The organism is Geopseudomonas sagittaria, assembly GCF_900115715.1.
Taxonomy (GTDB): domain Bacteria; phylum Pseudomonadota; class Gammaproteobacteria; order Pseudomonadales; family Pseudomonadaceae; genus Geopseudomonas; species Geopseudomonas sagittaria.
The window spans coordinates 74,697-98,873 of the sequence record NZ_FOXM01000005.1; the positions used below are offsets into that span (position 1 = coordinate 74,697).

General features: G+C 69.5%; 19 protein-coding genes. 12 read left to right on the forward strand and 7 right to left on the reverse strand.

The window, feature by feature from the left end; all coding sequences use genetic code 11:
• Positions 1–779: 779 nt before the first annotated feature.
• The 4 genes from rarD to BM297_RS07955 form a co-directional block, all read right to left on the reverse strand.
• A complete protein-coding gene (gene rarD / locus BM297_RS07940; protein ID WP_092430010.1) occupies positions 780–1,664 on the reverse strand; it encodes an EamA family transporter RarD in 885 nt (294 codons plus the stop codon).
• A 133-nt stretch (positions 1,665–1,797) separates the two neighbouring features.
• The gene (locus tag BM297_RS07945; RefSeq protein WP_092430012.1) at positions 1,798–2,772 is read right to left on the reverse strand and encodes a serine/threonine protein kinase; all 975 of its coding nucleotides are present in this window, start codon (positions 2,770–2,772) and stop codon (positions 1,798–1,800) included.
• Between the two features lie 48 nt (positions 2,773–2,820).
• Entirely contained in the window at positions 2,821–3,006 is a 186-nt protein-coding gene (locus BM297_RS07950) for a zinc-ribbon domain-containing protein (RefSeq protein WP_092430014.1), read from the reverse strand.
• Positions 3,007–3,110: 104 nt separating this feature from the next.
• Positions 3,111–3,815, reverse strand: a complete 705-nt coding sequence (locus BM297_RS07955) for a ComF family protein (RefSeq protein ID WP_092430016.1) — start codon at positions 3,813–3,815, stop codon at positions 3,111–3,113.
• A 109-nt stretch (positions 3,816–3,924) separates the two neighbouring features.
• Here BM297_RS07955 and bioB point away from each other — a divergent pair, with 109 nt between their 5' ends.
• The 5 genes from bioB to bioD all read left to right on the forward strand — a co-directional run bounded on the left by bioB (position 3,925) and on the right by bioD (position 8,662).
• Positions 3,925–4,977 (forward strand): biotin synthase BioB, encoded by a 1,053-nt coding sequence (bioB, locus tag BM297_RS07960; RefSeq protein ID WP_092430018.1) that lies wholly within the window; start codon positions 3,925–3,927, stop codon positions 4,975–4,977.
• A 70-nt stretch (positions 4,978–5,047) separates the two neighbouring features.
• Positions 5,048–6,235 carry an 8-amino-7-oxononanoate synthase gene (bioF, locus tag BM297_RS07965; RefSeq protein ID WP_092430020.1) on the forward strand — a complete coding sequence of 396 codons (1,188 nt, stop codon included), beginning with the start codon at positions 5,048–5,050 and terminating at the stop codon, positions 6,233–6,235.
• Complete coding sequence (locus tag BM297_RS07970) at positions 6,223–6,951, forward strand: alpha/beta fold hydrolase (protein WP_092430022.1); 729 nt, start codon at positions 6,223–6,225, stop codon at positions 6,949–6,951. The genes bioF and BM297_RS07970 overlap by 13 nt, the downstream gene beginning before the upstream one ends.
• On the forward strand, positions 6,944–7,741 hold the full coding sequence (bioC, locus tag BM297_RS07975) for a malonyl-ACP O-methyltransferase BioC (RefSeq protein WP_092430024.1): 798 nt from the start codon (positions 6,944–6,946) through the stop codon (positions 7,739–7,741). Before BM297_RS07970 ends, bioC begins: the two co-directional genes overlap by 8 nt.
• Before the next feature lie 234 nt (positions 7,742–7,975).
• A complete protein-coding gene (bioD, locus tag BM297_RS07980) occupies positions 7,976–8,662 on the forward strand; it encodes a dethiobiotin synthase (RefSeq protein ID WP_092430026.1) in 687 nt (228 codons plus the stop codon).
• Here bioD and BM297_RS07985 read toward each other — a convergent pair whose 3' ends face one another.
• Complete coding sequence (locus tag BM297_RS07985) at positions 8,663–9,559, reverse strand: hypothetical protein (RefSeq protein WP_092430028.1); 897 nt, start codon at positions 9,557–9,559, stop codon at positions 8,663–8,665. It lies immediately after the preceding gene.
• Between the two features lie 164 nt (positions 9,560–9,723).
• On the opposite strand from BM297_RS07985, the gene BM297_RS07990 reads away from it, so the two are divergent.
• Positions 9,724–11,529, forward strand: a complete 1,806-nt coding sequence (locus tag BM297_RS07990; RefSeq protein WP_092430030.1) for an acyl-CoA dehydrogenase C-terminal domain-containing protein — start codon at positions 9,724–9,726, stop codon at positions 11,527–11,529.
• Positions 11,530–11,658: 129 nt separating this feature from the next.
• The gene (locus tag BM297_RS07995) at positions 11,659–13,437 is read left to right on the forward strand and encodes an acyl-CoA dehydrogenase C-terminal domain-containing protein (protein WP_092430032.1); all 1,779 of its coding nucleotides are present in this window, start codon (positions 11,659–11,661) and stop codon (positions 13,435–13,437) included.
• A gap of 329 nt (positions 13,438–13,766) precedes the next feature.
• Here BM297_RS07995 and feaR read toward each other — a convergent pair whose 3' ends face one another.
• On the reverse strand, positions 13,767–14,717 hold the full coding sequence (gene feaR / locus BM297_RS08000; RefSeq protein ID WP_092430034.1) for a transcriptional regulator FeaR: 951 nt from the start codon (positions 14,715–14,717) through the stop codon (positions 13,767–13,769).
• Between the two features lie 215 nt (positions 14,718–14,932).
• Complete coding sequence (locus BM297_RS08005; RefSeq protein ID WP_092430035.1) at positions 14,933–16,354, reverse strand: APC family permease; 1,422 nt, start codon at positions 16,352–16,354, stop codon at positions 14,933–14,935.
• A 350-nt stretch (positions 16,355–16,704) separates the two neighbouring features.
• On the opposite strand from BM297_RS08005, the gene BM297_RS08010 reads away from it, so the two are divergent.
• From BM297_RS08010 to BM297_RS08030, 5 genes are all read left to right on the forward strand, one after another.
• Positions 16,705–18,003, forward strand: coding sequence for an NAD(P)/FAD-dependent oxidoreductase (locus BM297_RS08010; protein ID WP_092430037.1), 1,299 nt, complete (start codon positions 16,705–16,707; stop codon positions 18,001–18,003).
• Between the two features lie 35 nt (positions 18,004–18,038).
• The gene (locus BM297_RS08015; RefSeq protein WP_092430039.1) at positions 18,039–18,398 is read left to right on the forward strand and encodes a cupin domain-containing protein; all 360 of its coding nucleotides are present in this window, start codon (positions 18,039–18,041) and stop codon (positions 18,396–18,398) included.
• Positions 18,399–18,691: 293 nt separating this feature from the next.
• Complete coding sequence (locus BM297_RS08020; protein WP_092430041.1) at positions 18,692–20,020, forward strand: alginate export family protein; 1,329 nt, start codon at positions 18,692–18,694, stop codon at positions 20,018–20,020.
• 80 nt (positions 20,021–20,100) lie between these two features.
• On the forward strand, positions 20,101–21,786 hold the full coding sequence (locus BM297_RS08025; RefSeq protein ID WP_092430043.1) for an arylsulfatase: 1,686 nt from the start codon (positions 20,101–20,103) through the stop codon (positions 21,784–21,786).
• Between the two features lie 68 nt (positions 21,787–21,854).
• Positions 21,855–24,173 (forward strand): tetratricopeptide repeat protein, encoded by a 2,319-nt coding sequence (locus BM297_RS08030; RefSeq protein WP_175526619.1) that lies wholly within the window; start codon positions 21,855–21,857, stop codon positions 24,171–24,173.
• The last annotated feature ends 4 nt before the right edge of the window (positions 24,174–24,177 follow it).

The window sequence follows — 24,177 nt, forward strand, 5'->3', positions numbered from 1 at the left end:
GAAGGGCAGGCACCCCTTCGACAAAAGTCGTGGAGAACCGCGACCCAAGGCGGATGCGTGGGGTTGTGCACAGGCGCCGCAGGGCATGGGCGGGACACTTGTGCACAGGGCTGCGCGATCGCCTCGGGCGGCCGCCGCGCGGTTGTCCACAGTTGTCCCCGTTTGGCGTGGATGGGGCTGTGGACAAGCCTTGGGCACAGTGCTGCGGCCTTAGTGCCCCGTGGCTTGCAGGGGATCGTACGATTTTTGTGCAGGGCCGCGAAGGTTATGCACTGCTGGGCTGTATGGGGTTGTGGATAACCTCTGGAGCCCTTGCTGCAGGCCTTGTGCGCCGTGCTCTGCAGGCCGCTGGTGGTTTTTTGCCCAGTTTTGCCGGCGGCAGTTGCTAACAGCTTGGCTGGATGGCCGCTCCACGCCGGTGGATAACCGCAGGATTGTCCACAATCGACGTGGGCCAGGCTGTGGACAAGCTGCGTGCACATTGCTGCAGGCCAGCGGTCACGGGGCCTGCGGCGCTATGGTCGAATTTTGTACAGGGCTGGGCGGGGCGATTTTTCCGCGACTTGTCCACGATTGCGGGGGACCAGCCTGTGGATAAGCTCGGGATGGATCGCCAGGCCCCGCCCTGTGCGGGCTCTGGCGGTGATCTGGCGGTTTTTTGCACAGCGGACTTGAGCCTGCTTGTGCACACCCGGCGGGGATCAGTGTGTGGATAACCTTGGGGCAATGCCCTGCAGGCCACGGCTGGCGTGGCCTGCAGGGCATCGTGCAGAAAATGATCAGCGGTGGCGGAGGACTCGCCAGATGTCCAGGCTGTACACCAGCAGGGCCGCCCAGATGCAGGCGAAGGCCAGCAGGTTGGCCGGCGCCAGTGGCTCGTCGTAGAGGAACACCGCCAGCAGCAGCACCAGGGTCGGCGCCAGGTACTGCAGAAAGCCCAGGGTGGCGTAGGGCAGGTGGCGCGCGGCGGCGTTGAAGCAGATCAGCGGGATCAGCGTCACCGGTCCGGCCATGGCCAGCCACCAGCCCTGCGCGCTGCTCCAGAAGTCGGCCTGGCTGCTCGCCGCCGTCGGGTGCAGCCACAGCCAGCCGAGGGCGACCGGCAGCAGCAGCCAGGTTTCCACCGCCAGGCCGGGCAGCGCCGCCACCGGCGCCTGCTTGCGGATCAGCCCGTAGAAGGCGAAGGACAGCGCCAGCAGCAGCGATACCCAGGGCAGGCTGCCGAGCTGCCAGACCTGCTGCGCCACGCCGCTGGCGGCCAGCGCCACGGCCAGCCACTGCAGGCGGCGCAGGCGCTCGCCGAGCAGCAGCATGCCGAGCAGCACGTTGACCAGCGGATTGATGTAGTAGCCGAGGCTGGCCTCGAGCATGTGGCCGTTGTTCACCGCCCACACGTAGAGCAGCCAGTTGCAGGCGATCAGCAGTCCGGACAGCGCCAGCATGGCCAGGCGCCGCGGGTGGGCGCGCAGCTCGCGCCACCAGCCAGGATGCTTCCACACCAGCAGCAACAGCACGGCGCCCAGGGCCGACCAGAGCACGCGGTGGACGACGATCTCGAGGGCGGGGATCTGCTCGAGGGCCTTGAAGTAGAGAGGAAACAGGCCCCAGATGACATAGGCGGTCAAACCGAGGATGTAGCCGCGGCGGGGATTGGGGGTGCTCATCGGCGCTCCAATATTTAGGAAGCTAAGTAAATGGTGCGCCATTCTAGTGCATGGGTTTGGGACTGTCTGTGGCCGCCGCTGCGCAGGGGCAGCGGCGGGCGCCGATAGCTGTAAGCCTTTCCTGACAGCGGGGTCAGAACAGGCGCAGCGGCTCCTCGTCCAGCGCCGCCAGCTGCTCGCGCAGCATGAGGATCTGCTCGCCCCAGTAGCGCTCGCTGCCGAACCAGGGGAAGCTCATCGGGAATGCCGGATCGTCCCAGCGCCGCGCCAGCCAGGCGCTGTAGTGCATCAGGCGCAGGCTGCGCAGGCCCTCGATCAGCGCCAGCTCGCGGGGGGCGAAGTCGTGGAATTCCTGGTAGCCGTCGATCAGCTCGGCCAGCTGCAGCAGGCGCTCCTGGCGCTCGCCGGCCAGCAGCATCCACAGGTCCTGCACCGCCGGGCCCATGCGGCAGTCGTCGAGGTCGACGACGTGGAAGCGCTCGTCGCGGTACAGCAGGTTGCCCGGATGGCAGTCGCCGTGCAGGCGGATCGAGGTGTAGTCGATGCGCGCGAACAGCGCGTCGAGGCGCGCCAGCAGGTCGCGCGCCACCGACTCGTAGGCCGGCAGCAGGCTGCGCGGCACGAAGTCGCCTTCCAGCAGGGTGGCCAGCGACTCGTGGCCGAAGTTGTCCACCGTGAGCGCCTCGCGGTGGGCGAACGGCCGGCTGGCGCCGATGGCGTGCATGCGCCCGAGCAGCTGGCCGAAGCGGTACAGCTGGTCGAGGTCGCCCGGCTCCGGCGCGCGGCCGCCGCGGCGCGGGAACAGCGCGAAGCGAAAGCCGGCGTGCTCGAACAGGCTCTCGCCGTCCTGGAGGATCGGCGCCACCACCGGCACCTCGTGCTCGGCCAGCTCGAAGCTGAAGGCATGCTCCTCGCGGATCGCGGCATCGCTCCAGCGCGCCGGGCGGTAGAACTTGGCGATCAGCGGCGTTTCGCCCTCGATGCCCACCTGATACACGCGGTTCTCGTAGCTGTTCAGCGCCAGCACGCGGGCGTCACTGAGAAAGCCGAGGCTCTCCACGGCATCCAGCACCAGATCGGGGGTGAGGGTGGCAAAGGGATGGCTCATGGCAGGCTCCAGTCGATGGAGCTGGAGTGTAACCCCGTACCGGCCGGTTTAGCCGCCGGAGCCGATGAAGTTGAACAGGGCGTACATGAGCGCGCCGAGAATCACGAAGAACAGGCAGTACTTTGCCAGCAGCAGCAGTTTGCCCTCGCCGGGGATCTCGGCGCCGCAGTGCGGGCAGATCCTGTCGTGGCGCTCGACATCCTTGTGGCACTCCCGGCAGTGGACGATGGTCATGGGCTTTACCTCGCTGGCGCCTGGCGCGGCGTCTTGTTGGGGCGTTGCAGTCGCTTGTCTGCAAGCGTAGTCGAGCCGGCAGGCCCGCGCGGGCCGAGCGTGGCTCAGTCCGGCGCCGGCGTGCGCGCCAGGCAGTAGACATCCACCCGCGCTGCGCCAGCCCGGCGCAGCAGGCGCGCCAGCGCCTCGGCGGTGGCGCCGGTGGTCAGCACGTCGTCGACCAGGGCCAGGTGGCGACCGGCCACCGCCGCCGGATCGGCGAGGGCGAAGGCGCGGCGCAGGTTGCCGCGCCGCGCCGCGGCGTCCAGCTGTTGCTGGGCGGCGGTGTCCTGCGGGCGCAGCAGCAGATCCTCGCGCCAGGGCAGCGCCAGCTCGGCGGCCAGCCAGTGCGCCAGCAGGCCGGCCTGATTGAAGCCGCGCCGGCGCAGGCGCGGCCGGGCCAGCGGCACCGGCAGCAGCAGCTCGGGACGCGGCAGACCGTCCAGCCAGGCATGGCGCAGATGCTCGGCCAGCAGGCCGGCGAGCAGGTGGCCGAGCGGCCAGGCACTGCGGTGCTTGAAGCGGGTGATCAGGGCATCGAGCGGGAAGGCATAGCGCCACGGCGTCTCGACGTGCTGGAAGGCCGGCGCGCGGCGCAGGCAGCCGGCGCAGACCAGGCCGTCCGCCGGCAGCGGCACGGCGCACACCCGGCAGTGCGGGCCGAGCCAGGGCAGCTCGCGTTCGCAGTCGCTGCACAGCGGCAGGCGGGTATCGGTGGGCAGATCGCAGAGCAGGCAGTGTTGGCTGTTTTTTAACCATTGGTAGACCATGCATTCCCTCGCAGTTGACAGCGCCCGAGGCGGCCATAGAAGATGCGGCCATCCGTGCCGCCCCGGGATTCTACTGTGGGTGCGCTGCCCCCTAACAAGGAAACCGCCCATGAGTGCCAACGCTTCCCTGCGCCACGACTGGACCCTCGCCGAGGTCCGCGCCCTGTACGAGCAGCCGTTCAACGACCTGCTGTTCCAGGCCCAGACCGTGCACCGCCAGCACTTCAATCCCAACCGCGTGCAGGTTTCCACCCTGCTGTCGATCAAGACCGGCGCCTGCCCGGAAGACTGCAAGTACTGCCCGCAGTCCGGCCACTACAACACCGGCCTGGATAAAGAGAAGCTGATGGAGGTGCAGAAGGTCCTGCAGGCCGCCGCCGAGGCCAAGGCCATCGGCTCGACGCGCTTCTGCATGGGCGCGGCGTGGAAGCACCCGTCGGCCAAGGACATGCCCTACGTGCTGGAGATGGTCAAGGGCGTCAAGGCCATGGGCCTGGAGACCTGCATGACCCTCGGCCGCCTCGACGCCGAGCAGACCAAGGCGCTGGCCGACGCCGGCCTCGACTACTACAACCACAACCTCGACACCTCGCCGGAGTTCTACGGCAACATCATCACCACCCGCACCTACGGCGAGCGTCTGCAGACCCTCAGCTACGTGCGCGAGGCGGGGATGAAGATCTGCTCCGGCGGCATCCTCGGCATGGGCGAGTCGCTGGACGACCGCATGGGCCTGCTGATCCAGCTGGCCAACCTGCCGGAACATCCCGAGAGCGTGCCGATCAACATGCTGGTCAAGGTAGCCGGCACGCCGCTGGAGAAGGCCGACGACGTCGATCCGTTCGACTTCATCCGCACCCTCGCCGTCGCCCGCATCCTCATGCCCGAATCCCACGTGCGCCTGTCCGCCGGCCGCGAGCAGATGAACGAGCAGATGCAGGCCCTGGCGTTCTTCGCCGGCGCCAACTCGATCTTCTACGGCGAGAAGCTGCTGACCACCGGCAACCCGGACGCCGACCGCGACATGCGCCTGTTCGCGCGCCTGGGCATCCAGCCGGAAGCCCGCGAGGAACACGCCGACGAGGTGCACCAGGCCGCCATCGAGGAGGCGCTGATCGAGCAGCGCAACAGCGCACTGTTCCACGACGCTGCGGCGGTCTGATCTGTCCATCCCCGTAGGGGCGAATGAATTCGCCCCTACGGGGGCCCGCCTTACCCAGCATCGAGCCGCCATGTCCTTCGACCTCGCCTCCCGTCTCGCCGCCCGCCGCGCCGACAACCTGTTCCGCCAGCGCCCGCTGCTGCAGAGCCCGCAGGGCCCGGAGGTGGTGGTCGACGGCCAGCCGCTGCTGGCCTTCTGCTCCAACGACTACCTGGGCCTGGCCAACCATCCCGAGGTGATCCGCGCCCTGCAGCAGGGCGCGCAGCAATGGGGCGTCGGTGGCGGCGCCTCGCACCTGGTGATCGGCCACAGCCAGCCGCACCACGAGCTGGAGGAGGCGCTGGCCGAGTTCACCGGCCGCCCGCGCGCGCTGCTGTTCTCCACCGGCTACATGGCCAACCTGGCCGCGGTCACCGCGCTGGTGGGGCAGGGCGACAGCGTGCTGGAGGACCGCCTCAACCACGCCTCCCTGCTGGACGGCGGCCTGCTCAGCGGCGCGCGCTTTTCGCGCTACCTGCACAACGACGCCGACAGCCTGGCCAAGCGCCTGGACAAGGCCGAGGGCAACAGTCTGGTGGTCACCGACGGCGTGTTCAGCATGGACGGCGACCTCGCCGACCTGCCGGCGCTGTGTGCCGAAGCGAAAAAGCGTGGCGCCTGGCTGATGGTCGACGACGCCCACGGCTTCGGCCCGCTGGGCGCCAGCGGCGGCGGCATCGTCGAGCACTTCGGCCTGGGGATCGACGAGGTGCCGGTGCTGGTCGGCACCCTCGGCAAGGCGTTCGGCACCGCCGGCGCCTTCGTCGCCGGCAGCGAGGAGCTGATCGAGACGCTGATCCAGTTCGCCCGTCCGTATATCTACACCACCAGCCAGCCGCCGGCCGTGGCCTGCGCCACACTGAAGAGCCTCGAGCTGCTGCGCAGCGAAGGCTGGCGCCGCGAGCATCTCAACCAGTTGATCGCCCGCTTCCGCGCCGGCGCCACCCAGCTCGGTCTCGAGCTGATGGACAGCCCGACGCCGATCCAGCCGATCCTGATCGGCGACAGCGCCCGTGCCGTCGAGTTTTCCCGCCTGCTGCGCGAGCGCGGCCTGCTGGTCGGCGCGATCCGCCCCCCGACCGTGCCGGCCGGCACCGCGCGCCTGCGGGTGACCCTGTCTGCCGCGCACAGCTTCGAGCAGGTCGAGCGCCTGCTGGCCGCGCTGGGCGAATGCCAGGCGCTGCTGCCCAGCGAGGAGGGCAACCAATGCACCGCCTGATCCTGCTGCCCGGCTGGGGCCTCGGCCCGGCCGCGCTGCAACCGCTGGTCGATGCCCTCAACGGGCTGGGCCTGCCGACCGAGCTGGCCGAGCTGCCGGCGCTGACCTCGAGCGATCCCGAGGCCTGGCTGGACGAGCTGGACGCGCGCCTGCCGGCCGACTGCTGGCTGGGCGGCTGGTCGCTGGGCGGCATGCTCGCCGCGGCGCTGGCCGCGCGGCGCGGCGCGCGCTGCCGGGGCCTGCTGACCCTGGCCAGCAACGCCTGCTTCGTCGCCCGCGCCGGCTGGCCGAGCGCGATGGACGAAGAGACCTTCGCCGCCTTCCGCGCCGGCTGCGCCAGCGATGCCGCCGCCACCCTCAAGCGCTTTGCCATGCTCTGCGCCCAGGGCTGCCTTGATGCCCGCGCGCTCGGCCGCCAGCTGCAGCAGGGCCTGCCGGCGCAGGACGCCGCGCAGCTGCTCGCCGGCCTCGACGTGCTGGCCGCGCTGGACAACCGCGCGGCGCTGGCGAGCTTCGCCGGTCCGCAGCTGCACCTCTTGGCCGAGGGCGACGCCCTGGTCCCGTCCGCCGCCGCCGCCACCGCGGCCTTGCTGGCCCTGCTGCCGGCCGGCGAGGTCGACGTCCTGGAAGGCAGCGGCCACGCCCTGGTCCTCGAGCAGCCGCAGGCGCTGGCCGCGCTGCTCGCCGAGTTCATCCGCGAGGCCGGCGATGACTGAGCTGTCCACCGGCACTCTGCCGGACAAGCGCCAGGTCGCCGCCTCCTTCTCGCGCGCCGCGGCCAGCTACGACAGCGTCGCCGAGCTGCAGCGCGCGGTGGGTGGCGAGCTGCTGGCGCGCCTGCCGGCCGACCTGCAGCCGCAGCGCTGGGTCGATCTGGGCAGCGGCACCGGGCACTTCAGCCGCGCGTTGGCCGAACGTTTTCCCGAGGGGCAGGGCACCGCCCTGGACATCGCCGAGGGCATGCTGCGCCACGCGCGGCCGCTGGGCGGCGCGACGCAGTTCGTCTGCGGCGACGCCGAGCACCTGCCGCTGGCCAGCGCTAGCCAGCAGCTGATCTTCTCCAGCCTGGCCCTGCAGTGGTGCGCCGATTTCGCCGCCGTGCTGGGCGAGGCGCGCCGCGTGCTGGCGCCGGGCGGGGTGTTCGCCTTCAGCAGCCTGTGCGTCGGCACCCTGCAGGAACTGCGCGACAGCTGGCAGGCGGTGGACGGCTTCGTCCACGTCAACCGCTTTCGCCGCTTCGAGGACTACCAGACGCTGTGTGCCGCCAGCGGCCTCGAGGTGCTCGAGCTGCGCAGCGAGCGCCGCGTGCTGCACTACACCGATCTGCGTCAGCTGACCCACGAGCTCAAGGCGCTCGGCGCCCACAACCTCAACCCCGGCCGCCCCGGCGGCCTCACCGGCCGCGCGCGGGTGCTGGCGCTGGTCGAGGCCTACGAACGCTTCCGCGACCAGCAGGGCCTGCCGGCCAGCTGGCAGGTGGTGTACGGGGTGCTGCGTCGAAGCTGAGTCACCGAATGACTGGATGGCTCCCACGCGGTAGCGTGGGAACGATCCAGTCTGCGTTGTGGGAGGCGCGCCCTCGCGGCGAAGCTCTTGCTCTTATGGCGGGCCTGCGGCCCGCATCGCCCCGAGGTCGGGCCTCCCACAAGCAGCGCGCTTTACGCGGGCTTCCATGCTCCTCCGCCGGCGTGTCCGCGCGGGAGCGTGGGCACGATCAACGAGACACCGAGGAGCACCGCCGTGAGCAGCGCCTACTTCATCACCGGCACCGACACTGAGATCGGCAAGACCACCGTCGCCGCCGGCCTGCTGCACGCCGCGCGCGCGCGCGGGCTGTCCACCGCGGCGGCCAAGCCGGTGGCCTCCGACTGCGAGCTGACCACGGAAGGGCTGCGCAACGGCGATGCCCTGGCGCTGCTCGGCGAATGTTCGCTGGCGCTCGACTACGCCGAGGTCAACCCGTTCGCCTTCGCGCCGGCCATCGCTCCGCACCTGGCGGCGCGCGAGGTGGGCGTCGAGCTGACGGTGGCGGCGCTGCTGGCGCCGGTGCAGCGGGTGCTGGAGCGCGGCGCCGACTTCACCCTGGTGGAGGGCGCCGGCGGCTGGCGGGTGCCGCTGGCCGGGCGGGAAAGCCTGGCCGATCTCGCCGTGGCCCTGCAGCTGCCGGTGATCCTGGTGGTCGGCGTGCGCCTGGGCTGCATCAACCACGCCGTGCTGACCGCCGAGGCGATCGCCCGCGACGGCCTCACGCTGGCCGGCTGGGTCGCCAACGTGGTCGATCCGGCCACCTCGCGCCTCGACGACAACCTGGCGACCCTGGCCGAGCGCCTGGCGGCGCCCTGCCTCGGGCGCATCCCGCGTCTGCCGGCGGCGACCCCGGCCGTGGTGGCCGGCCATCTCGCTGTGGATGCGCTGCTGGCGGGGTAGTCACCGGCTGTCCTGCTGGCGCTGGATTTCCCGACGCTTCATCTCCAGATAGCTGTCCAGCTCGGGTTCCTGCAGCTGCAGCGGGTAGCGACGCACGCCGGCGTGCCACAGCTGCAGGCGGTGTTCCGCCTGGCTGGCGGCAGGGGCCGGGAGGGCGTCGAGGAAGGCCTCGATCGCCAGGTAGTAGCGCATGACGTTGCGCTCGACCACGCCGCGCATGCCGCCGACGTGGAGCGGCTGGCCGTCGTCGCGCCGGCCGACGATGCTGAAGCCCACCTTGTCGCGACCGAGGGTCATCAGGTAGCCCTGCATGGCCAGGCGTGCGCGCAGGCCAAAGGCATGGGCGTAGGACAGGTGCAGGAAGCTGCGCCGGGCGTCGAGGGGGGCCAGTTCCAGCGTCATGCGGTAGGCGCTGGTGCCCAGCGGTCCGCGGTCGGCGTCCAGCGCCAGCTGCAGGTAGTCGGAGCGGGCGCTCACCATGCGAAAGCGGAAGGCGAACGGCTGGGTGTCGTCCAGCGGCTGCTCGAACTTGCGCCCGAGGTTGAGGTCGAGCAGGTCGCCCGGGCGTACCCGGCAACCCTTCACGTTGGGGTGCAGGATGAGGATGTCGCACCAGTGGCCGATCTCCTGCAGCGCCGCAGCGAGCACGGTGAAGGGCTGCTCGAAGCGGGCGTGGATGTCGCCCTGCAGGCTGCCTTCGCCGACCTGCGACGCGATGTGCAGCGGCCGCTGGAACGGGTTGCTGGCCAGCTGCTCGCGCAGGGCGGCGTGGCGGTCCTGCAGGCTAGCCGCATCCTGCGCCGCCGCCGGCGGTGCGAGCAGCAGGAGCAGACAGGCGAGCAGCAACACCCGCCAGCCGCCTTCTGCGCCGCCAAGAACCGTCCGGGCCAGATCCATCGCCGTTGCTCCCCGCTGCTGCGCACGCCGCGCCCGTGCGCTTCAGCCTGAAAGCATAGTGGCTGGCGCCGCGGCGGTGGCCGGCTGCGCCAAACGCCTTGCCGGCGCCGCCAATCGGCCATATGTTCCCTTGAACGACAAGACGGTTTCAGAGGACGACGACCATGCCCGAGTACCAAGCCCCCCTGCGCGACCTGCGCTTCGTTCGCGACGAGCTGCTCGGCTATGCGCAGCACTACCAGAGCCTGCCCGGCTGCCAGGACGCCACCCCGGACGTGGTCGACGCCATCCTCGCGCAGAGCGCGCAGTTCTGCGAGGAGGTGCTGGCGCCGCTGAATCGGGTCGGCGACCTCGAGGGCTGCACCTGGAGCGCCGAGGGGGTGCAGACCCCGAGCGGCTTCAAGGAGGCCTACCGCCAGTACGTCGAGCTGGGCATGCCGAGCCTGAGCCACGAGCCCGAGCACGGCGGCCAGGGGCTGCCGGAGTCGCTGGGCCTGGTGATCAGCGAGCTGATCGGCGAGGCCAACTGGGCCTGGGGCATGTACCCGGGGCTGGCCCACGGCGCGATGAACACCCTGTCGGCCCACGGCACCGCCGAGCAGAAGGCCACCTACCTGCCACGCTTGGTGAGCGGCGAGTGGACCGGCACCATGTGCCTGACCGAGCCGCAGTGCGGCTCCGACCTCGGCCTGCTGCGCACTCGCGCCGAGCCACAGGCCGACGGCAGCTACAGGATCAGCGGCACCAAGATCTTCATCTCCGCCGGCGAGCACGATTTCGCCGACAACATCGTGCACATCGTCCTCGCCCGCCTGCCCGACGCGCCCGAGGGCACCAAGGGCATCTCGCTGTTCATCGTGCCCAAGTTCCTGCCCGCGACGGACGGCGGCGTCGGCGCGCGCAACGCGCTGTCCTGCGGCTCCATCGAGCACAAGATGGGCATCCACGGCAACGCCACCTGCGTGATGAACTTCGACGGCGCCACCGGCTACCTGATAGGCCCGGCCAACGAAGGCCTCAAGTGCATGTTCACCTTCATGAACACCGCGCGCATCGGTACCGCCCTGCAGGGCCTGGCGCATGCCGAGGTGGCCTTCCAGGGGGCGGTGAAGTACGCCCGCGAGCGCCTGCAGATGCGCGCCCTCAGCGGGCCGAAGGCGCCGGACAAGCCGGCCGACCCGATCATCGTCCACCCCGACGTGCGGCGCATGCTGCTGACCATCAAGGCCTTCGCCGAGGGCAACCGCGCGCTGATCTACTACGCCGCCAAGCTGGTCGACGTGGTGCGCTACAGCGCTGACGAGGCGGCGAAGCAGGAGGCCGACACCCTGCTGGCCTTCGTCACCCCGATCGCCAAGGCGTTCGTCACCGAGACCGGCTTCGAGAGCGCCAGCCTCGGCATGCAGGTGTTCGGCGGCCACGGCTACATCGCCGAGTGGGGCATGGAACAGAACGCCCGCGACAGCCGCATCGCCATGCTCTACGAGGGCACCACCGGCATCCAGGCCCTCGACCTGCTGGGGCGCAAGGTGCTGATGAGCCAGGGCGAATCGCTCAAGGCCTTCACCCGGGTGGTGCACAGGTTCTGCAAGGCCCACGAGGGCGACGCGCAACTGGCCGAGTTCGTCGCCCCGCTGGCCCACCTGAACAAGGAGTGGGGCGAGCTGACCATGCAGATCGGAATGAAGGCCATGCAGGATCGCGAGGAGGTCGGCGCAGCGGCGGTGGACTACCTGATGTACTCCGGCTACGTCTGCCTGGCCTGGCTGTGGGCCGACATGGCGCGCCTGGCGCAGGAGAAGCTGGCGGCCGGCAGCGACGAGGCCGCCTTCTACCGCGCCAAGCTGCACACCGCGCGCTTCTACTTCCAGCGCATCCTGCCGCGCACCCGCAGCCACGTCGCCTGCATCCAGGCGGGCGCGGGCAGCCTGATGGCGATGGCCGAGGAGGAGTTCGATCTCGGCCATTGAGATGCACTGCGGCAGAGGGATAGGCCCGCCTGTGCAGGGGCGAATTCATTCGCCTGACCGGGCCGCGAAGGCGAATGAATTCGCCCCTACCGATGGGAAAACCACAAGCATCAAGCGAGGAATGCACCGATGGCCGATTACCAAGCCCCCCTGCGCGACATGCGCTTCGTCCTCGAGGAGGTCCTCGACGCCCCCGCGCAGTGGGCGCGCCTGCCGGCGCTGGCCGGCGTGGTGGATGGCGATACCGCTCTGGCGGTGCTGGCCGAGGCCGGCAAGCTGACCGCCGCGAGCATCGCTCCGCTCAACCGCAGCGGCGACGAGGAAGGCTGCCACTGGCAGGACGGCGCGGTGCGCACCCCGGCCGGCTTCGTCGCGGCCTGGCGCGCCTGGGCCGAGGGCGGCTGGGTCGGCGTCTGCGGCGATCCGGCCTACGGCGGCATGGGCATGCCCAAGGCGCTCGGCGCGCAGATCGAGGAGATGCTCAACTCGGCCAACCTGGCCTTCGCCCTGTATCCGATGCTCACCGCCGGCGCCTGTCTGGAGCTGAGCGCGCATGCCGGCGAGGAGCTCAAGACCCGCTACCTGCCCAGGCTGTACAGCGGCGAGTGGGCCGGGGTGATGTGCCTGACCGAGCCGCACGCCGGCACCGACCTGGGGCTGATCCGTTCGCGCGCCGAGCCGCAGGCCGACGGCAGCTACCGGCTGAGCGGCAACAAGATCTTCATCACCGGCGGCGAGCAGGACCTCACCGACAACATCGTCCACCTGGTGCTGGCGCGCCTGCCCGATGCGCCGTCCGGTTCGCGCGGCATCTCGCTGTTCCTGGTGCCCAAGCGGCTGGTCAATGCCGACGGCTCGCCGGGCGCGCGCAACGCGGTGCACTGCGGCTCCATCGAGCACAAGATGGGCATCAAGGGCGCCAGCACCTGCGTGATGAACTACGACGGCGCCAGCGCTTGGCTGGTCGGCGAACCGCACAAGGGCCTGGCGGCGATGTTCACCATGATGAACTACGAGCGCCTGGCGGTCGGCATCCAGGGTCTGGCGGCCGGCGAGCGCTCCTACCAGAGCGCCGCGGCCTACGCCCGCGAACGCCTGCAGAGCCGCGCGCCGCACGGAACCCAGGCGCCGGAGCAGATCGCCGACCCGATCATCGTGCACCCCGACGTGCGGCGCATGCTGCTGACCATGAAGGCGCTCACCGAGGGCGGCCGGGCCTTCTCCAGCTACGTGGCGCTGCAGCTGGATGCCGCCAAGTTCAGCGAGGATCCGCTCGAGCGCCAGCGCGCCGAAGGGCTGGTGGCGCTGCTCACCCCGGTGGCCAAGGCCTTCCTCACCGATCTGGGCCTCGAGGTCTGCGTGCTCGGCCAGCAGGTGTTCGGCGGCCACGGCTACATCCGCGAGTGGGGCCAGGAGCAGCTGGTGCGCGACGTGCGCATCACCCAGATCTACGAGGGCACCAACGGCATCCAGGCCCTCGACCTGGCCGGGCGCAAGCTGGTCGCCAGCGACGGTGCGCTGTACCGCCTGTTCAGTGACGAGGTGCATGCCTTCCTCGACGCCGCGGACCCGGCGCTGGCCGAGTTCACCGCGCCGCTGGCGGCGGCGCTGGACAACCTCGATGGCCTGTCCGTCTGGCTGCTGGAGCAGGGGCTGCGCGATCCGCGCGAGATCGGCGCGGCCTCGGTGGAGTACCTGCAGGTATTCGGCTACACCGTCTACGCCTACCTGTGGGCGCGCATGGCCGCCGCGGCGTGGGGACGCAAGGATGAGGGCGACTTCTACGCGGCCAAACTGGCCACCGCGCGCTTCTACTTCGCCCGCCTGCTGCCGCGCATCCACTCGCTGAGCGCCGCGGTGCGCGCCGGCAGCGCGACGCTGTACGGGCTGGACGCGGCGCTGTTCTGAGCTGCCGGCATTGTGTAAGCGTAGGCTTACACATCGTGGTGGCTAACCGCCCTAGGAATGCCAGGGGGGCACAACTAACCTAAGCACATCTGGACTTGGCGCAGGAAGCGCGAATCAGAACACGGATCACAGGGATCCCATCAGGATGGTGGGGCGATAAGGGATGTCAGGAACAGGTCTGCAAGAGCCCCGCTTCGGCGGGGTTTTTTTTGTGCCCGATTTTTTTCCGGCGCCGTCTCCGCGCAGCGATCGCCGTCGCTGCAGGGTTGCCGGCCGGCACTGGACAGCGCGTTGGCCCCGTCCCAGCGATCGGGCGGTGGCGCAGCAACTCAGTGCATCGACAGGCGCTGCAGGCGGTAATCCTTGGGCGACAGTTCGAGTTGCTTCTTGAACGCGCGGCTGAAGTGCGCCGAGTCCGAAAACCCCCACTTGAAGGCGATCTGGGTGATCGATTCGTGGCGCAGCTGCGGGTTGCCCAGGTCCTCGGCGCTGCGTTGCAGGCGCAGACGCTGGATGTAGCGGCAGACGCTGTCGCCGCTGTCCTCGAACAGCCGGTAGAGCTGGCGGATGGAAATGTGCAGGCGCTCGGCCAGGTACTGCGGGGTCAGCTGCGGCTCCTGCAGCAGCTGGCCGATCAGGCGCTGCGCCTGATCGCGCAGCAGCGCGGCATGGGAGCCTTCGGCCAGGTCGGCGAGGGCGATGCTGCCGCCGCGCAGGGTGGGCAGCAGCAGTGCGATCAGCGCCTCCTGCAGGGCGCTGCCCTCCGCCTGGGTGCAGCTGTCGTCGGCATCGGCATGGATCTGCCCGGCCAGGCTGGCCAGCAGGCGCCCGCTGGTGGAGCCCAGCTCGAGCTTGCCGAACAGCCGCTGACGGGGCGCGAGATGGCGGCACAGCGCGGCGCGGTCGAGATGGAAGGACACATGGTCGATGGTGTCCGCCGGGAGAATCTCGCAGGCGCGGGTCGAGTCCATCAGCGCCATGTCGCCGGGAGCCAGGTGGATGCTCAGGTTGTCCTGACGCATCTCGGCATGGCCGCTGCGATTGACGATCAGGAAGCAGTGACGATCCTCGCCGTGGTCGCTGCTGCACACCTGGCGGGCAATGCGCCCGGCATTGGTGCGGATGTGCGCCAGCTCCAGGGCGCCGCGCTGCTGCAGGGCGATCTCGCCGATGAAGCGCTCGTCCTGTTCGGACGGCGCGGCATCGAAGTGCCCGCAGACGCGCTGCAGTTCTTGCTGCCAGTGGTGGAAGTTCTGGCTGATGGCGTGAAAGCTGGACATGCGACACCTCCTGCTTGCGGGGCAGAGACCCGTCTCTCGAGAGTGGGGGAGCGGTAACATTGTTAATATGTTAGCAATAATCGTGCCAGCCCCGATCTGCTCAGCAGCTCAATCCCGCCAACCCCCGCGCCATGCGCCCTGCAGCGATTTCGCGTTGGGCAGCGCAGAAAAAGCAAGGGCGCCACCTGGGCGCCCCGGTAACACTTTGGCGGATTTCAGCCCTTGGGCATTTCCGCCTGGAACAGGCCGCGCTTCATTACCAGCTTGACCCACAGGGCGGCGATCACGCCGATGATCAGCAGCACCACGCCGGTCAGGGTGTAGACGGTCTGGGTCATTTCCGGCGACGGCGAGTTGTTCAGCGCCACGTAGCCCATGCCGAGGATGCCGACCAGCTGCGGCAGCGGGTAGAACGGCGTGCGGAACGGTCGGGCCAGCTGCGGCTGGCTACGACGCAGGACGATCACGTCGAGGTGGGCGATGATGTAGGCCAGCAGCCAGCTGGTCGAGGCGGCGATCAGCAGGGTGATGATCGAGTCGATGCCCAGCAGCAGGAACGGCAGGGCGATGATCCCCGCCATGAACAGGATCGCCACCCAGGGCGTGTTGAAGCGCGGGTGCAGGCGCTTGAGCTGGGGGAACGACTGGCCGTTGACCGCCATGCCGTGGAGCATGCGCGGCACTGCGGCGAGCACGGTGTTGACCGTGCTGCAGGTGGCGGTCACCGCCATCACCGTGGCGACGATCAGCCCGGCCTTGCCGAACACCGCTTCGACATAGTCGAGGTAGGGCAGCGGCGAGGTGGTCAGGGTTTCCAGCGGCAGGTAGAGGCTGGCGCCCAGGCAGAACAGGAAGAAGATGGCGAAGATCAGGCACAGCGACAGCATCATCGCCCGCGGCACGTTGCGCTCGGGGTTGCGCACGTCCTGGATCAGCGGGCAGATGAATTCGACGCCGACCAGCAGCCACATGGCCAGCGCCACCAGGCCTAGGAAGCCGCCGTCGAGGATGCCGTCCCAGTTCCATTCGATGGCACCGGTCAGCTCGACCGGCGCCGGGTTGGCGCTGCCGCTGACCGCGGTCAGACCGACCAGCAGCAGGGCGCTGACCATGGCGAAGGTGAACACGTTCTGCATCCTGGCGAACACGTCGGTGCCGAGGATGTTCAGCACGGCCAGCACGCCGAGGATGCCCAGCGGCACCACCATCTCGGGGACCATCCCCGGGAACAGCTGGCCGATCACCGCATCGACCAGCATCAGCTCGGCCGACAGGCCGAACATCGCCACCACCACGTAGCCGGCGTAGACCGCGACGATGGCGGGGAAGGGGCCGAGCGCCGCCTCGGTGTAGCTGCTGAGGGTACCGCCGGCGCGCGGGAACATCAGCGACAGCTCGGCGAAGCTCAGCGCGTTGCACTGGGCGAGCAGGAAGGCCACCACCGCGGCGGCGAGAAAGCCGGCACCGCCGAAGCCGATGCCCTGCAGGGCGCTGACCATGCTGCCCTGCACCACCACCACGCCGATACAGATGGCGATCATGGTGGCGAAGCCGATGGTCCGGCCCACGGAGCGGGTGCTGCTGGCCGAGGCGGGAAGGGGAGTGTCGGCCACGGCACTCGTTGTGCTCTTGTTCATACGCGTATCTCGTTGCGGATAAGGGGGTGGCACTACCGGTGCCGCTCATGCCGGCCGGCCGCGTTGCTGCAGGGGTGCAGTCTGCGTGGTCGGTCGAAGTCATCAGGATCATTGAGCATCGCCGAGCGGCGAGTCTTGCCTCTGCGTGCCGCGGTACTTGTCCGTGGTTGCCAAGCTGGGGCGCGGCGTGGTTCTGGCAGTGCTGGGCAAGAAATCTGGCAGGCAGGGACAAGACGGGGTGTCGGGCGGGGGGCCTAATTGAGGCCATGAAATGCGGCGGTAATCTGGCTGTGCGGGGAAGTCCCGGGCATGCCGGGCCGGTAACATCAACGTCCCCCCTGGGCTGCGCCATGATCAATATAGAAACGCCTACCTACTACACGGCCACCAAGAAGTACGAGCTGAGCTTTCCCTCCCTGGAAGAGGACCTCGAAGCGGACGTCGTGGTGATCGGCGGCGGCTTCTCCGGCATCAATACCGCGCTCGAGCTGGCCGAGAAGGGCATCACCAACATCGTCGTGCTGGAAGGCCGCTACATCGGCTTCGGCGGCTCCGGGCGCAACGGCGGCCAGGTGATGGCCGGCATCGGTCACGATCTGGAGGCGATCAAGGCGGACGTCGGCGAGGACGGCCTGCGCCGCATCTTCGAGATCAGCGACCAGGGCGCGCAGATCATCAAGGCGCGCATCGACAAGTACGCCATCGACGCCGACTTTCGTCACGGCTACGGCTACATGGGCTTCAACGCCCGCCAGGAGAAGACCCTGCGCGCCTGGGAGAGCGAGTTCAAGAAGCTCGCCCCGCACCAGGAGATCGAGATGCTCACCGGCTCCGACGTCAAGCGCATCGTCGGCTCCGACACCTACAGCTGCGGTCTGCTGCACATGGGCGGCGGCCACGTGCACTCGCTCAACCTGCTGCTCGGCGAGGCCAAGGCGCTGGTCAGCCATGGCGTGAAGATCTTCGAATACAGCCCGGCGCTCGAGGTCAGCTATGGCGAGCGGGTGACCGTGCGCACCGCCAAGGGCACGGTCAAGGCCAGCAAGCTGCTGTGGGCCTGCGACAGCTTCCTCAACAAGCTGGAGCCGGAGCTGCACAAGAGCACCATCAACACCTACGCCTTCCAGATCATGACCGAGCCGCTGTCCGACGAGCTGATTCAGCGCATCAGTCCGATCCGCGGCGCCTACAGCGACATCCGCCCGGTGATCGACTACTACCGGGTGACCAACGAGAACCGCCTGCTGTTCGGCGCGGCGACGCCGCTGGTCGAGCACATTCCCAGCGACCTCAAGGCCTGGAACCGCAACCTGATGCTGAAGATCTTCCCCTACCTCAAGGACGTGAAGATCGACCTGGCCTGGGGCGGGCCGATGGCCTGCAGCGCCAACCTGTTCCCGCAGATCGGCACCCTGCCGGGGCGGCCCAACGCCTTCTTCGTGCAGGGCTACTCGGGCTTCGGCGTCACCCCCAGCCACATCGTCTGCAAGGTACTGGCCGAGGGCATGAGCGAAGGCTCGGCGCGCTACGACCTGATCAGCTCGGTACGCCGCGCGGTGATCCCCGGCAAGGACCAGTTCCGCGCCCTGCTGCTGACCGGCGGCAAGTGCTGGCACCAGGCGTCCGGTTACTGGACCGGTCGCCGCTAATCCTTCGAAACACGCATTTTCACGAGGAGCAACTGATGTATCCGATCAAGCAAGGCACCACCATCGCCGAACTGGACGCCTGGGGCACCGTCGCCGATCTCGGCTCGGAGATTCTCGAGGGCGAGGGCAAGGCTTTCGGCAAGATGACCTTCGGCGCGCCGACCGACCCGGTCAGCTCCGCCTACTTCGGCGTGACCAAAAGCAAGTTCCGCATGGTCTACCCGTTCAACGAGCAGGCCACCGTGGTCAGTGGCGAAGTGACCCTGACCGACGAGTCCACCGGTCAGGCCACCACCTACCGGGCTGGCGACAGCTGGTTCGTCGAGAAGGGCACCGCGGTGCTCTGGGACGTCACCAGCGAGGCCTTCGTCAAGCACTACCTGGCGGTGGTCTGAACCCTTCGGATGTGCTCGAGCGACGCCCCCGCCGGTCTTCCGGCGGGGCGTCGTGCTTTCCGGCTGCGGCATTATTCACGGTCACCGAGGTTCTGTCGTCAGAACAGCCTGGCACGCTCGGCCAAGTGTGATGGCAGACAGGGACAAGCCGGTTGATCGGTAACCATGGGTTAATTGTTCCGTGCAGGGAACACGCATTCCTGGCACGCGGTGGTTAGAGGTCCATGCTTCGGGCCAGGAGAGGTAGCCGCTCGAGCACCGCGCGCCATCCAACAACAAGAACAGAGGTAAGCATGATCATGGGCAAGGGCCTGCAAGGCTCGCTACTGGCCGCGGCGATCGCCATGGCGTCGGCCGGCGCGTCGGCCTACGAACTCCATTCCGCCGACGGCCTGACCGTCAATCTCAACGTCCAGGGCGCCCTCGGCGTGTTCCACAGCGACGAGAGCTACAACCAGGGCGGCCCCATCGAGCCGGGCTCGGTGAGCTGGCAGGAAGGCTTCCTGCGCTACGGCCTGAGCGGCGAGCAGCGTTTCGCCGGCGCTGCCGATTCCTCGCTGTACGGCGAGTTCAACGTGGTGAGCAACGCCACCTGGGGCGAGGGCGATGCCGCCGGCTACACCGACGGCAGCGAGCGGCGCACCGCGGTGGACCGGGCCTATGCCGGCTGGCGCTCGGGCGACCTGTTCCCGGCGCTGGGCAAGGACGGCATCGACTTCTCCGCCGGCAGCCAGAAGGTCAAGGTCGGCGACGGCTTCATCATCAACGGCGACGGCCTGAGCGTCGGCAAGAACTTCGGCGACGGCAGCCGCGATCGCGGCGGCGCCTACTACCTGACCGCGCGCAATGCCTTCGACCAGACTGCCTGGCTGCGCCTGGGCGGCAAGCAGGGCTGGCGCGGCGACCTCATCTGGATCAAGTCGGACAACGAGGTGAAGGCCAAGCCGGAGCTGGGCGTGGCGGTGCTCGAGCACGTCGCCGAGGCCGGCACCCTGGGCCTCACCTACGTCAAGGGCCTGGACGTCGACGACAAGCTGGCCAACCCGTTCAGCGCCCAGCGCGACGGCCTGGAGGTGGTCAGCCTGCGCGGCCAGGGCAACGCCGGGGTCAAGGACCTGTTCCTCTCCGGCGAGTACGCCCGCCAGGACAAGCGCCTGGGCGACGAGAGCGCCTGGTACGTCGAGGGTGGCTGGACCTTCTCCGATGTCGCCTGGCAGCCGCGCGTCGGCTACCGCTACACGCGCTACTCGGAAGGCTACGACCCGCTGTTCAGCGGCTTCAGCCGCGGCTACGGCACCTGGTTCCAGGGAGAGGTGGCCGGCAACTACTCTGGTCCGTTCCAGCGCAACGCCGGCATCCACATGCTCAGCCTCGGCCTGACCCCGCGCCCTGACGTGGCCATGGGCGTGCTGTACTTCGACTTCGACACCCTCGACCGCAGCCAGGGCGACCTGCGCGGCAAGGAGCTGGACCTCTACCTGGACTGGACCGTCGGCCACTTCACCATCAGCCCGCTGGTCGGCCTGTACCAGCCGGAGAAGAGCGACGCCGAGGGCGGTTCGCAGCAGGGCAGCGACGACCTTAACCTGTACAGCCAGGTGGTCGTGTCCTTCGGCTTCTGAACCCGCGCCGCCGGCAGATCTGCCGGCGGCATGCAGACCCTACATCCACAGTGCTCTTCCCATTTGCAGGAGACGCCACAATGCGCAAACCACTGTCCGCCCTTTCGCTGGCCGTAGCGCTCGCCATACCCACGCTTTCGCTCAGCCTGTCCGCGCAGGCTGCTTCCACCGACCCCGCCCGTCCCAACATCCTGCTGATCGTCGCCGACGACATGGGCCAGGCCGACCTGGGCAGCTTCGGCGGCGAGATCGACACCCCCAACCTGGACTCCCTGGCCGCCTCGGGCGTGCGCATGAGCAACTTCCAGGCCGCGCCGGCCTGCTCGCCGACCCGCGCTGCGTTGCTCACCGGCGTCGATCCGCACCTGGCCGGGCTCGGCAACATGGCCGAGGAGCTGGCACCCAATCAGGAAGGCAAGCCGGGCTACGAGGGGCACCTCAACGAGCGGGTGGTCACCGTCGCCTCGCTGCTCAGGGACGCCGGCTACAACACCTACCTGTCCGGCAAGTGGCACCTCGGCAAGAGCGAGGACACCGGCCCGGACGACCGCGGCTTCGAGCGCTCCTTCACCCTGCTCAGCGGCGGGGCCAGCCACTGGCCGGACATGCGTCCCGCCTACGCGCCAACCCCGGATGCCAAGGCGCCCTATGCCGAGGACGGCAAGCTGCTGGACAAGCTGCCCGAGCGCTTCAAGTACTCGTCGCAGTTCTACGCTGACCAGATGATCGACTACATCGCCGCCGACAAGGACGGCGGCAAGCCGTTCTTCGGCATGCTCAGCTTCACCGCGCCGCACTGGCCGCTGCAGGCGCCGGACGAGGCTATCGCCAAGTACCGCGGCCGCTACGACGCCGGCTTCGATGCTCTGTTCGCGCAGCGCCTGCAGAAACAGAAGGAACTGGGTCTGATTCCCACAGATGCCGAAGGCGCGGCGCGGCCGCCCAAGGGGCGGGCCTGGGACAGCCTGACGCCGGAGCAGAAGAAGGTCGAGGCGCGGGCGATGGAGGTCTACGCGGCGATGATCGACCAGATGGACGCGCATACCGGGCGGGTCTTCGACTATCTGAAGAAGAACGGCCTGTACGACAACACCATCGTGCTGTTCATCTCCGACAACGGCGCGGAAGGCCACGACCTCGACGAGACCTGGCCGGCCGACCTGTTCCCGCAGATCCGCAAGGTGGTCGACGAGACCCACGACTTCAGCTACGCGCAGATGGGCCGCCCCGGCTCCTACACCCTGTACGGGCCGAACTGGGGACGGGTGTCGGCGCCGGCGCTCAGCCTGCACAAGGGATTCGCCACCGAGGGCGGCACCCGCACCGCCGGTATCCTGCGGATTCCCGGCGTGACCCGCAGCGGGCAGGTCGTCCGCGAGCTGGTCACCGTCAAGGACTTCACGCCCACCCTGCTCGAACTGGCCGGCGTCAAGCATCCGGGCAACAGCTACCAGGGGCGCGCGGTCGAGCCGATGTCGGGGATGTCCATCCTGCCGATCCTCAAGGGCGAGAAGGTCGCCGAGCGGGTGCACGGCGGCGAGCTGTTCGGCAAGCGCTTCGTCCGCCAAGGCGACTGGAAGCTGGTGCACATGCCCAAGCCGTGGGGGACCGGCGAGTGGCAGCTGTTCAACCTGCGCAGCGACCTGGCCGAGCGCCACGACCTGAGCGCCAAGCAGCCGGAAAAGGTGGCCGAGCTGCAGCAGTTGTGGACACAGTACGCCCGCGACAACAACGTGATCCTGCCCGACCAGGTCAGCGGTTACTGAGGGCGACCAGCCGAGCGGGTCGGGTGCCGGCCCGCTCGGCTGCAGAACGAGAGAGACGAACGATGCGCGTGCGGAAGAACACGAGCCGGTGGTGGCGGAACGAGTGGCTGGCCCTCTGGCTGCTGCTGTTGCCAATGCTGGCGCTGGCCGCGCCGCCGGCGCCGCAGCCTAAGCTAGCCGACGGCTATGTCGAGCAGACGCGCTGCAGCGGCTGCCACGCCGCGGCCGCCGCGGCCTGGGCCGGCTCGCACCACAGCTGGTCGCTGCGCGCGGCCACGGCCGGCAACGTGCTCGGCGACTTCGCCGATGTCGAATACCGCGACGAGGCTGGGGTGAGCATGCGCTTCTTCCGTCGCGGCGAGCGCTTCTTCGTCCAGGCCGAGGGCGAGGACGGCCAGAGCGCCGACTTCCCCATCGCCTACACCTTCGGCTTTTTCCCGCTGCAGCAATACCTGATCGAGCGTCCCGGCGGCCGCTTGCAGAGCCTCACCGTGGCCTGGGACAGCCGCCCGCGCGAGGCCGGCGGGCAGCGCTGGTTCTCCCTCTACCCCGGCCAGCGCTTCACCCCCGACGACGCCCTGCACTGGACCGGGCGCTACCAGAACTGGAACGCCATGTGCGCCGACTGCCACTCCGGCAACCTCAGGAAGGGCTACGACCCCGCCAGCGACAGCTTCCGCACCACCTGGAGCGAGATGGCGGTCGGCTGCCAGAGCTGCCACGGGCCGGGCGAGCGACACGTCGCCTGGGCCGAACAGCGCGGCGCGCAGCCGCCGAGCGGCCTGAAGGCCGCCGACATGGGCCTGGCGGTCGACTTCCGCGGCGGCGGCCACGGCTACGAGGTGGAGCAGTGCGCGCGCTGCCACAGCCGTCGCGAGAGCCTGGGGGTCGGCAGCGCGCCGGGCCGGCCCCTGCTCGACGCCATGCGTCCGACCGCGCTGTCCGCCGGCCTCTACCACGCCGACGGGCAGATCCTCGACGAGGTGTTCGAGTACGGCTCCTTCGTGCAGAGCAGGATGTTCGCCATGGGCGTCACCTGCCGCGACTGTCACGAGCCGCACTCCACCTCCCTGCGTGCCGAGGGCAACGCGCTGTGCGCGGGTTGCCACAACCCGCAGGGCAATCCACGCTTCCCCAGCCTGCAGAAGAAGCGCTACGACGATCCGTCCCACCACTTCCACCCGGCCGGCAGTCCCGGCGCGCAGTGCGTCAACTGCCACGCCCCGGCGCGCAACTACATGGTGGTGGACGCCCGTCGCGACCACGGCTTCCGCATCCCGCGCCCCGATCTGGCCGCCAGCAGCGCTGCGCCGGATGCCTGCACGGCCTGCCACCAGGGCCGAGAGCCGGCCTGGGCGGCGCAGGTGATCGAGGAGAAGCTCGGCCAGCCCCAGCGCCCGCCGCATTACGGCACGGTACTCGCCGCCGCGCGCCGCCACGACCCGCAGGTGGTCGGCGAACTGGCCCGGCTGATCGAGGACCGCACCCGCCCGGCCATCGTCCGCGCCAGCGCCGCCGAGCTGGCCGCCGGCTACGGCGCGCCGCTGGTCGACGGCCTGCAGCGCGCGCTGGGCGACGCCGGCGCCCAGGTGCGCATGACGGCGCTGCGCGGCCTGGAGGGCCTGCCGGCCGAGCAGCGTCTGGCGCGTCTGGCGCCGCTGCTCGACGACCCCAGTCTGGCGGTGCGCGACCAGGCCGCCCGCGCGCTGGCCGACCTGCGCGGCGCGCCGCTGGGCGAGGATGTGCGCACGCGCCTGGACGCGCTGCTCGCCGAGCTGGAGCCGCGTCTGGCGGCCAATGCCGACCTGCCCGGCGCCCGCCTCAACCTGGCCGTGCTGCGCGAGCGGCTGGGGCGTCCGGCCGAGGCCGAAGCCGACTACCGCATGGCCCTGCGCCAGGACGCCCGCTTCGCCCCTGCGCGGGTCAACCTGGTGCAGCTGCTGGCCGGCCAGCAGCGCCTGGCGGAAGCCGAGCCGCTGCTGCGCGCCGGCCTGGCCCTGGCTCCGCAAGGCGACGCCCTGGCCGACCAGGCCTATGCCCTCGGCCTGCTGCTGGCGCAGCGCGGCGAGGACGCGGAGGCGGCTGACTGGCTGCGCCGCGCCGCCGATGCCGCGCCGCAGCGGGCGCGCGTCCACTACAACCTCGGCCTGCTGCTCGGCCGCCTGGGCCGCATCGACGAGGCCAGCGCCGCACTGCTGCGCGGGCTCGAACTGGCCAGCGAGGACCGCGACCTGCTCTACGCGCTGGCCCATCTCAACTACCGGGCAGGGCGCTATCCGCTGGCGCTCGGCTACAGCGAGCGGCTGCTGCGCCTGCAGCCGCAGGAGGCCGCCTACCGGCGCCTGCACCAGCGCATCCTGCGCGAGTCTCGACAGGCAGCACCATGAGTTG

Bases quoted from the DNA above. Each gene is read 5' to 3' on its own strand.
- rarD (WP_092430010.1), bottom strand. From the start codon at position 1,664: ATGAGCACCCCCAATCCCCGCCGCGGCTACATCCTCGGTTTGACCGCC.
- BM297_RS07945 (WP_092430012.1), bottom strand. From the start codon at position 2,772: ATGAGCCATCCCTTTGCCACCCTCACCCCCGATCTGGTGCTGGATGCC.
- BM297_RS07950 (WP_092430014.1), bottom strand. From the start codon at position 3,006: ATGACCATCGTCCACTGCCGGGAGTGCCACAAGGATGTCGAGCGCCAC.
- BM297_RS07955 (WP_092430016.1), bottom strand. From the start codon at position 3,815: ATGGTCTACCAATGGTTAAAAAACAGCCAACACTGCCTGCTCTGCGAT.
- bioB (WP_092430018.1), top strand. From the start codon at position 3,925: ATGAGTGCCAACGCTTCCCTGCGCCACGACTGGACCCTCGCCGAGGTC.
- bioF (WP_092430020.1), top strand. From the start codon at position 5,048: ATGTCCTTCGACCTCGCCTCCCGTCTCGCCGCCCGCCGCGCCGACAAC.
- BM297_RS07970 (WP_092430022.1), top strand. From the start codon at position 6,223: ATGCACCGCCTGATCCTGCTGCCCGGCTGGGGCCTCGGCCCGGCCGCG.
- bioC (WP_092430024.1), top strand. From the start codon at position 6,944: ATGACTGAGCTGTCCACCGGCACTCTGCCGGACAAGCGCCAGGTCGCC.
- BM297_RS07985 (WP_092430028.1), bottom strand. From the start codon at position 9,559: ATGGATCTGGCCCGGACGGTTCTTGGCGGCGCAGAAGGCGGCTGGCGG.
- BM297_RS07990 (WP_092430030.1), top strand. From the start codon at position 9,724: ATGCCCGAGTACCAAGCCCCCCTGCGCGACCTGCGCTTCGTTCGCGAC.
- BM297_RS07995 (WP_092430032.1), top strand. From the start codon at position 11,659: ATGGCCGATTACCAAGCCCCCCTGCGCGACATGCGCTTCGTCCTCGAG.
- feaR (WP_092430034.1), bottom strand. From the start codon at position 14,717: ATGTCCAGCTTTCACGCCATCAGCCAGAACTTCCACCACTGGCAGCAA.
- BM297_RS08005 (WP_092430035.1), bottom strand. From the start codon at position 16,354: ATGAACAAGAGCACAACGAGTGCCGTGGCCGACACTCCCCTTCCCGCC.
- BM297_RS08010 (WP_092430037.1), top strand. From the start codon at position 16,705: ATGATCAATATAGAAACGCCTACCTACTACACGGCCACCAAGAAGTAC.
- BM297_RS08015 (WP_092430039.1), top strand. From the start codon at position 18,039: ATGTATCCGATCAAGCAAGGCACCACCATCGCCGAACTGGACGCCTGG.
- BM297_RS08020 (WP_092430041.1), top strand. From the start codon at position 18,692: ATGATCATGGGCAAGGGCCTGCAAGGCTCGCTACTGGCCGCGGCGATC.
- BM297_RS08025 (WP_092430043.1), top strand. From the start codon at position 20,101: ATGCGCAAACCACTGTCCGCCCTTTCGCTGGCCGTAGCGCTCGCCATA.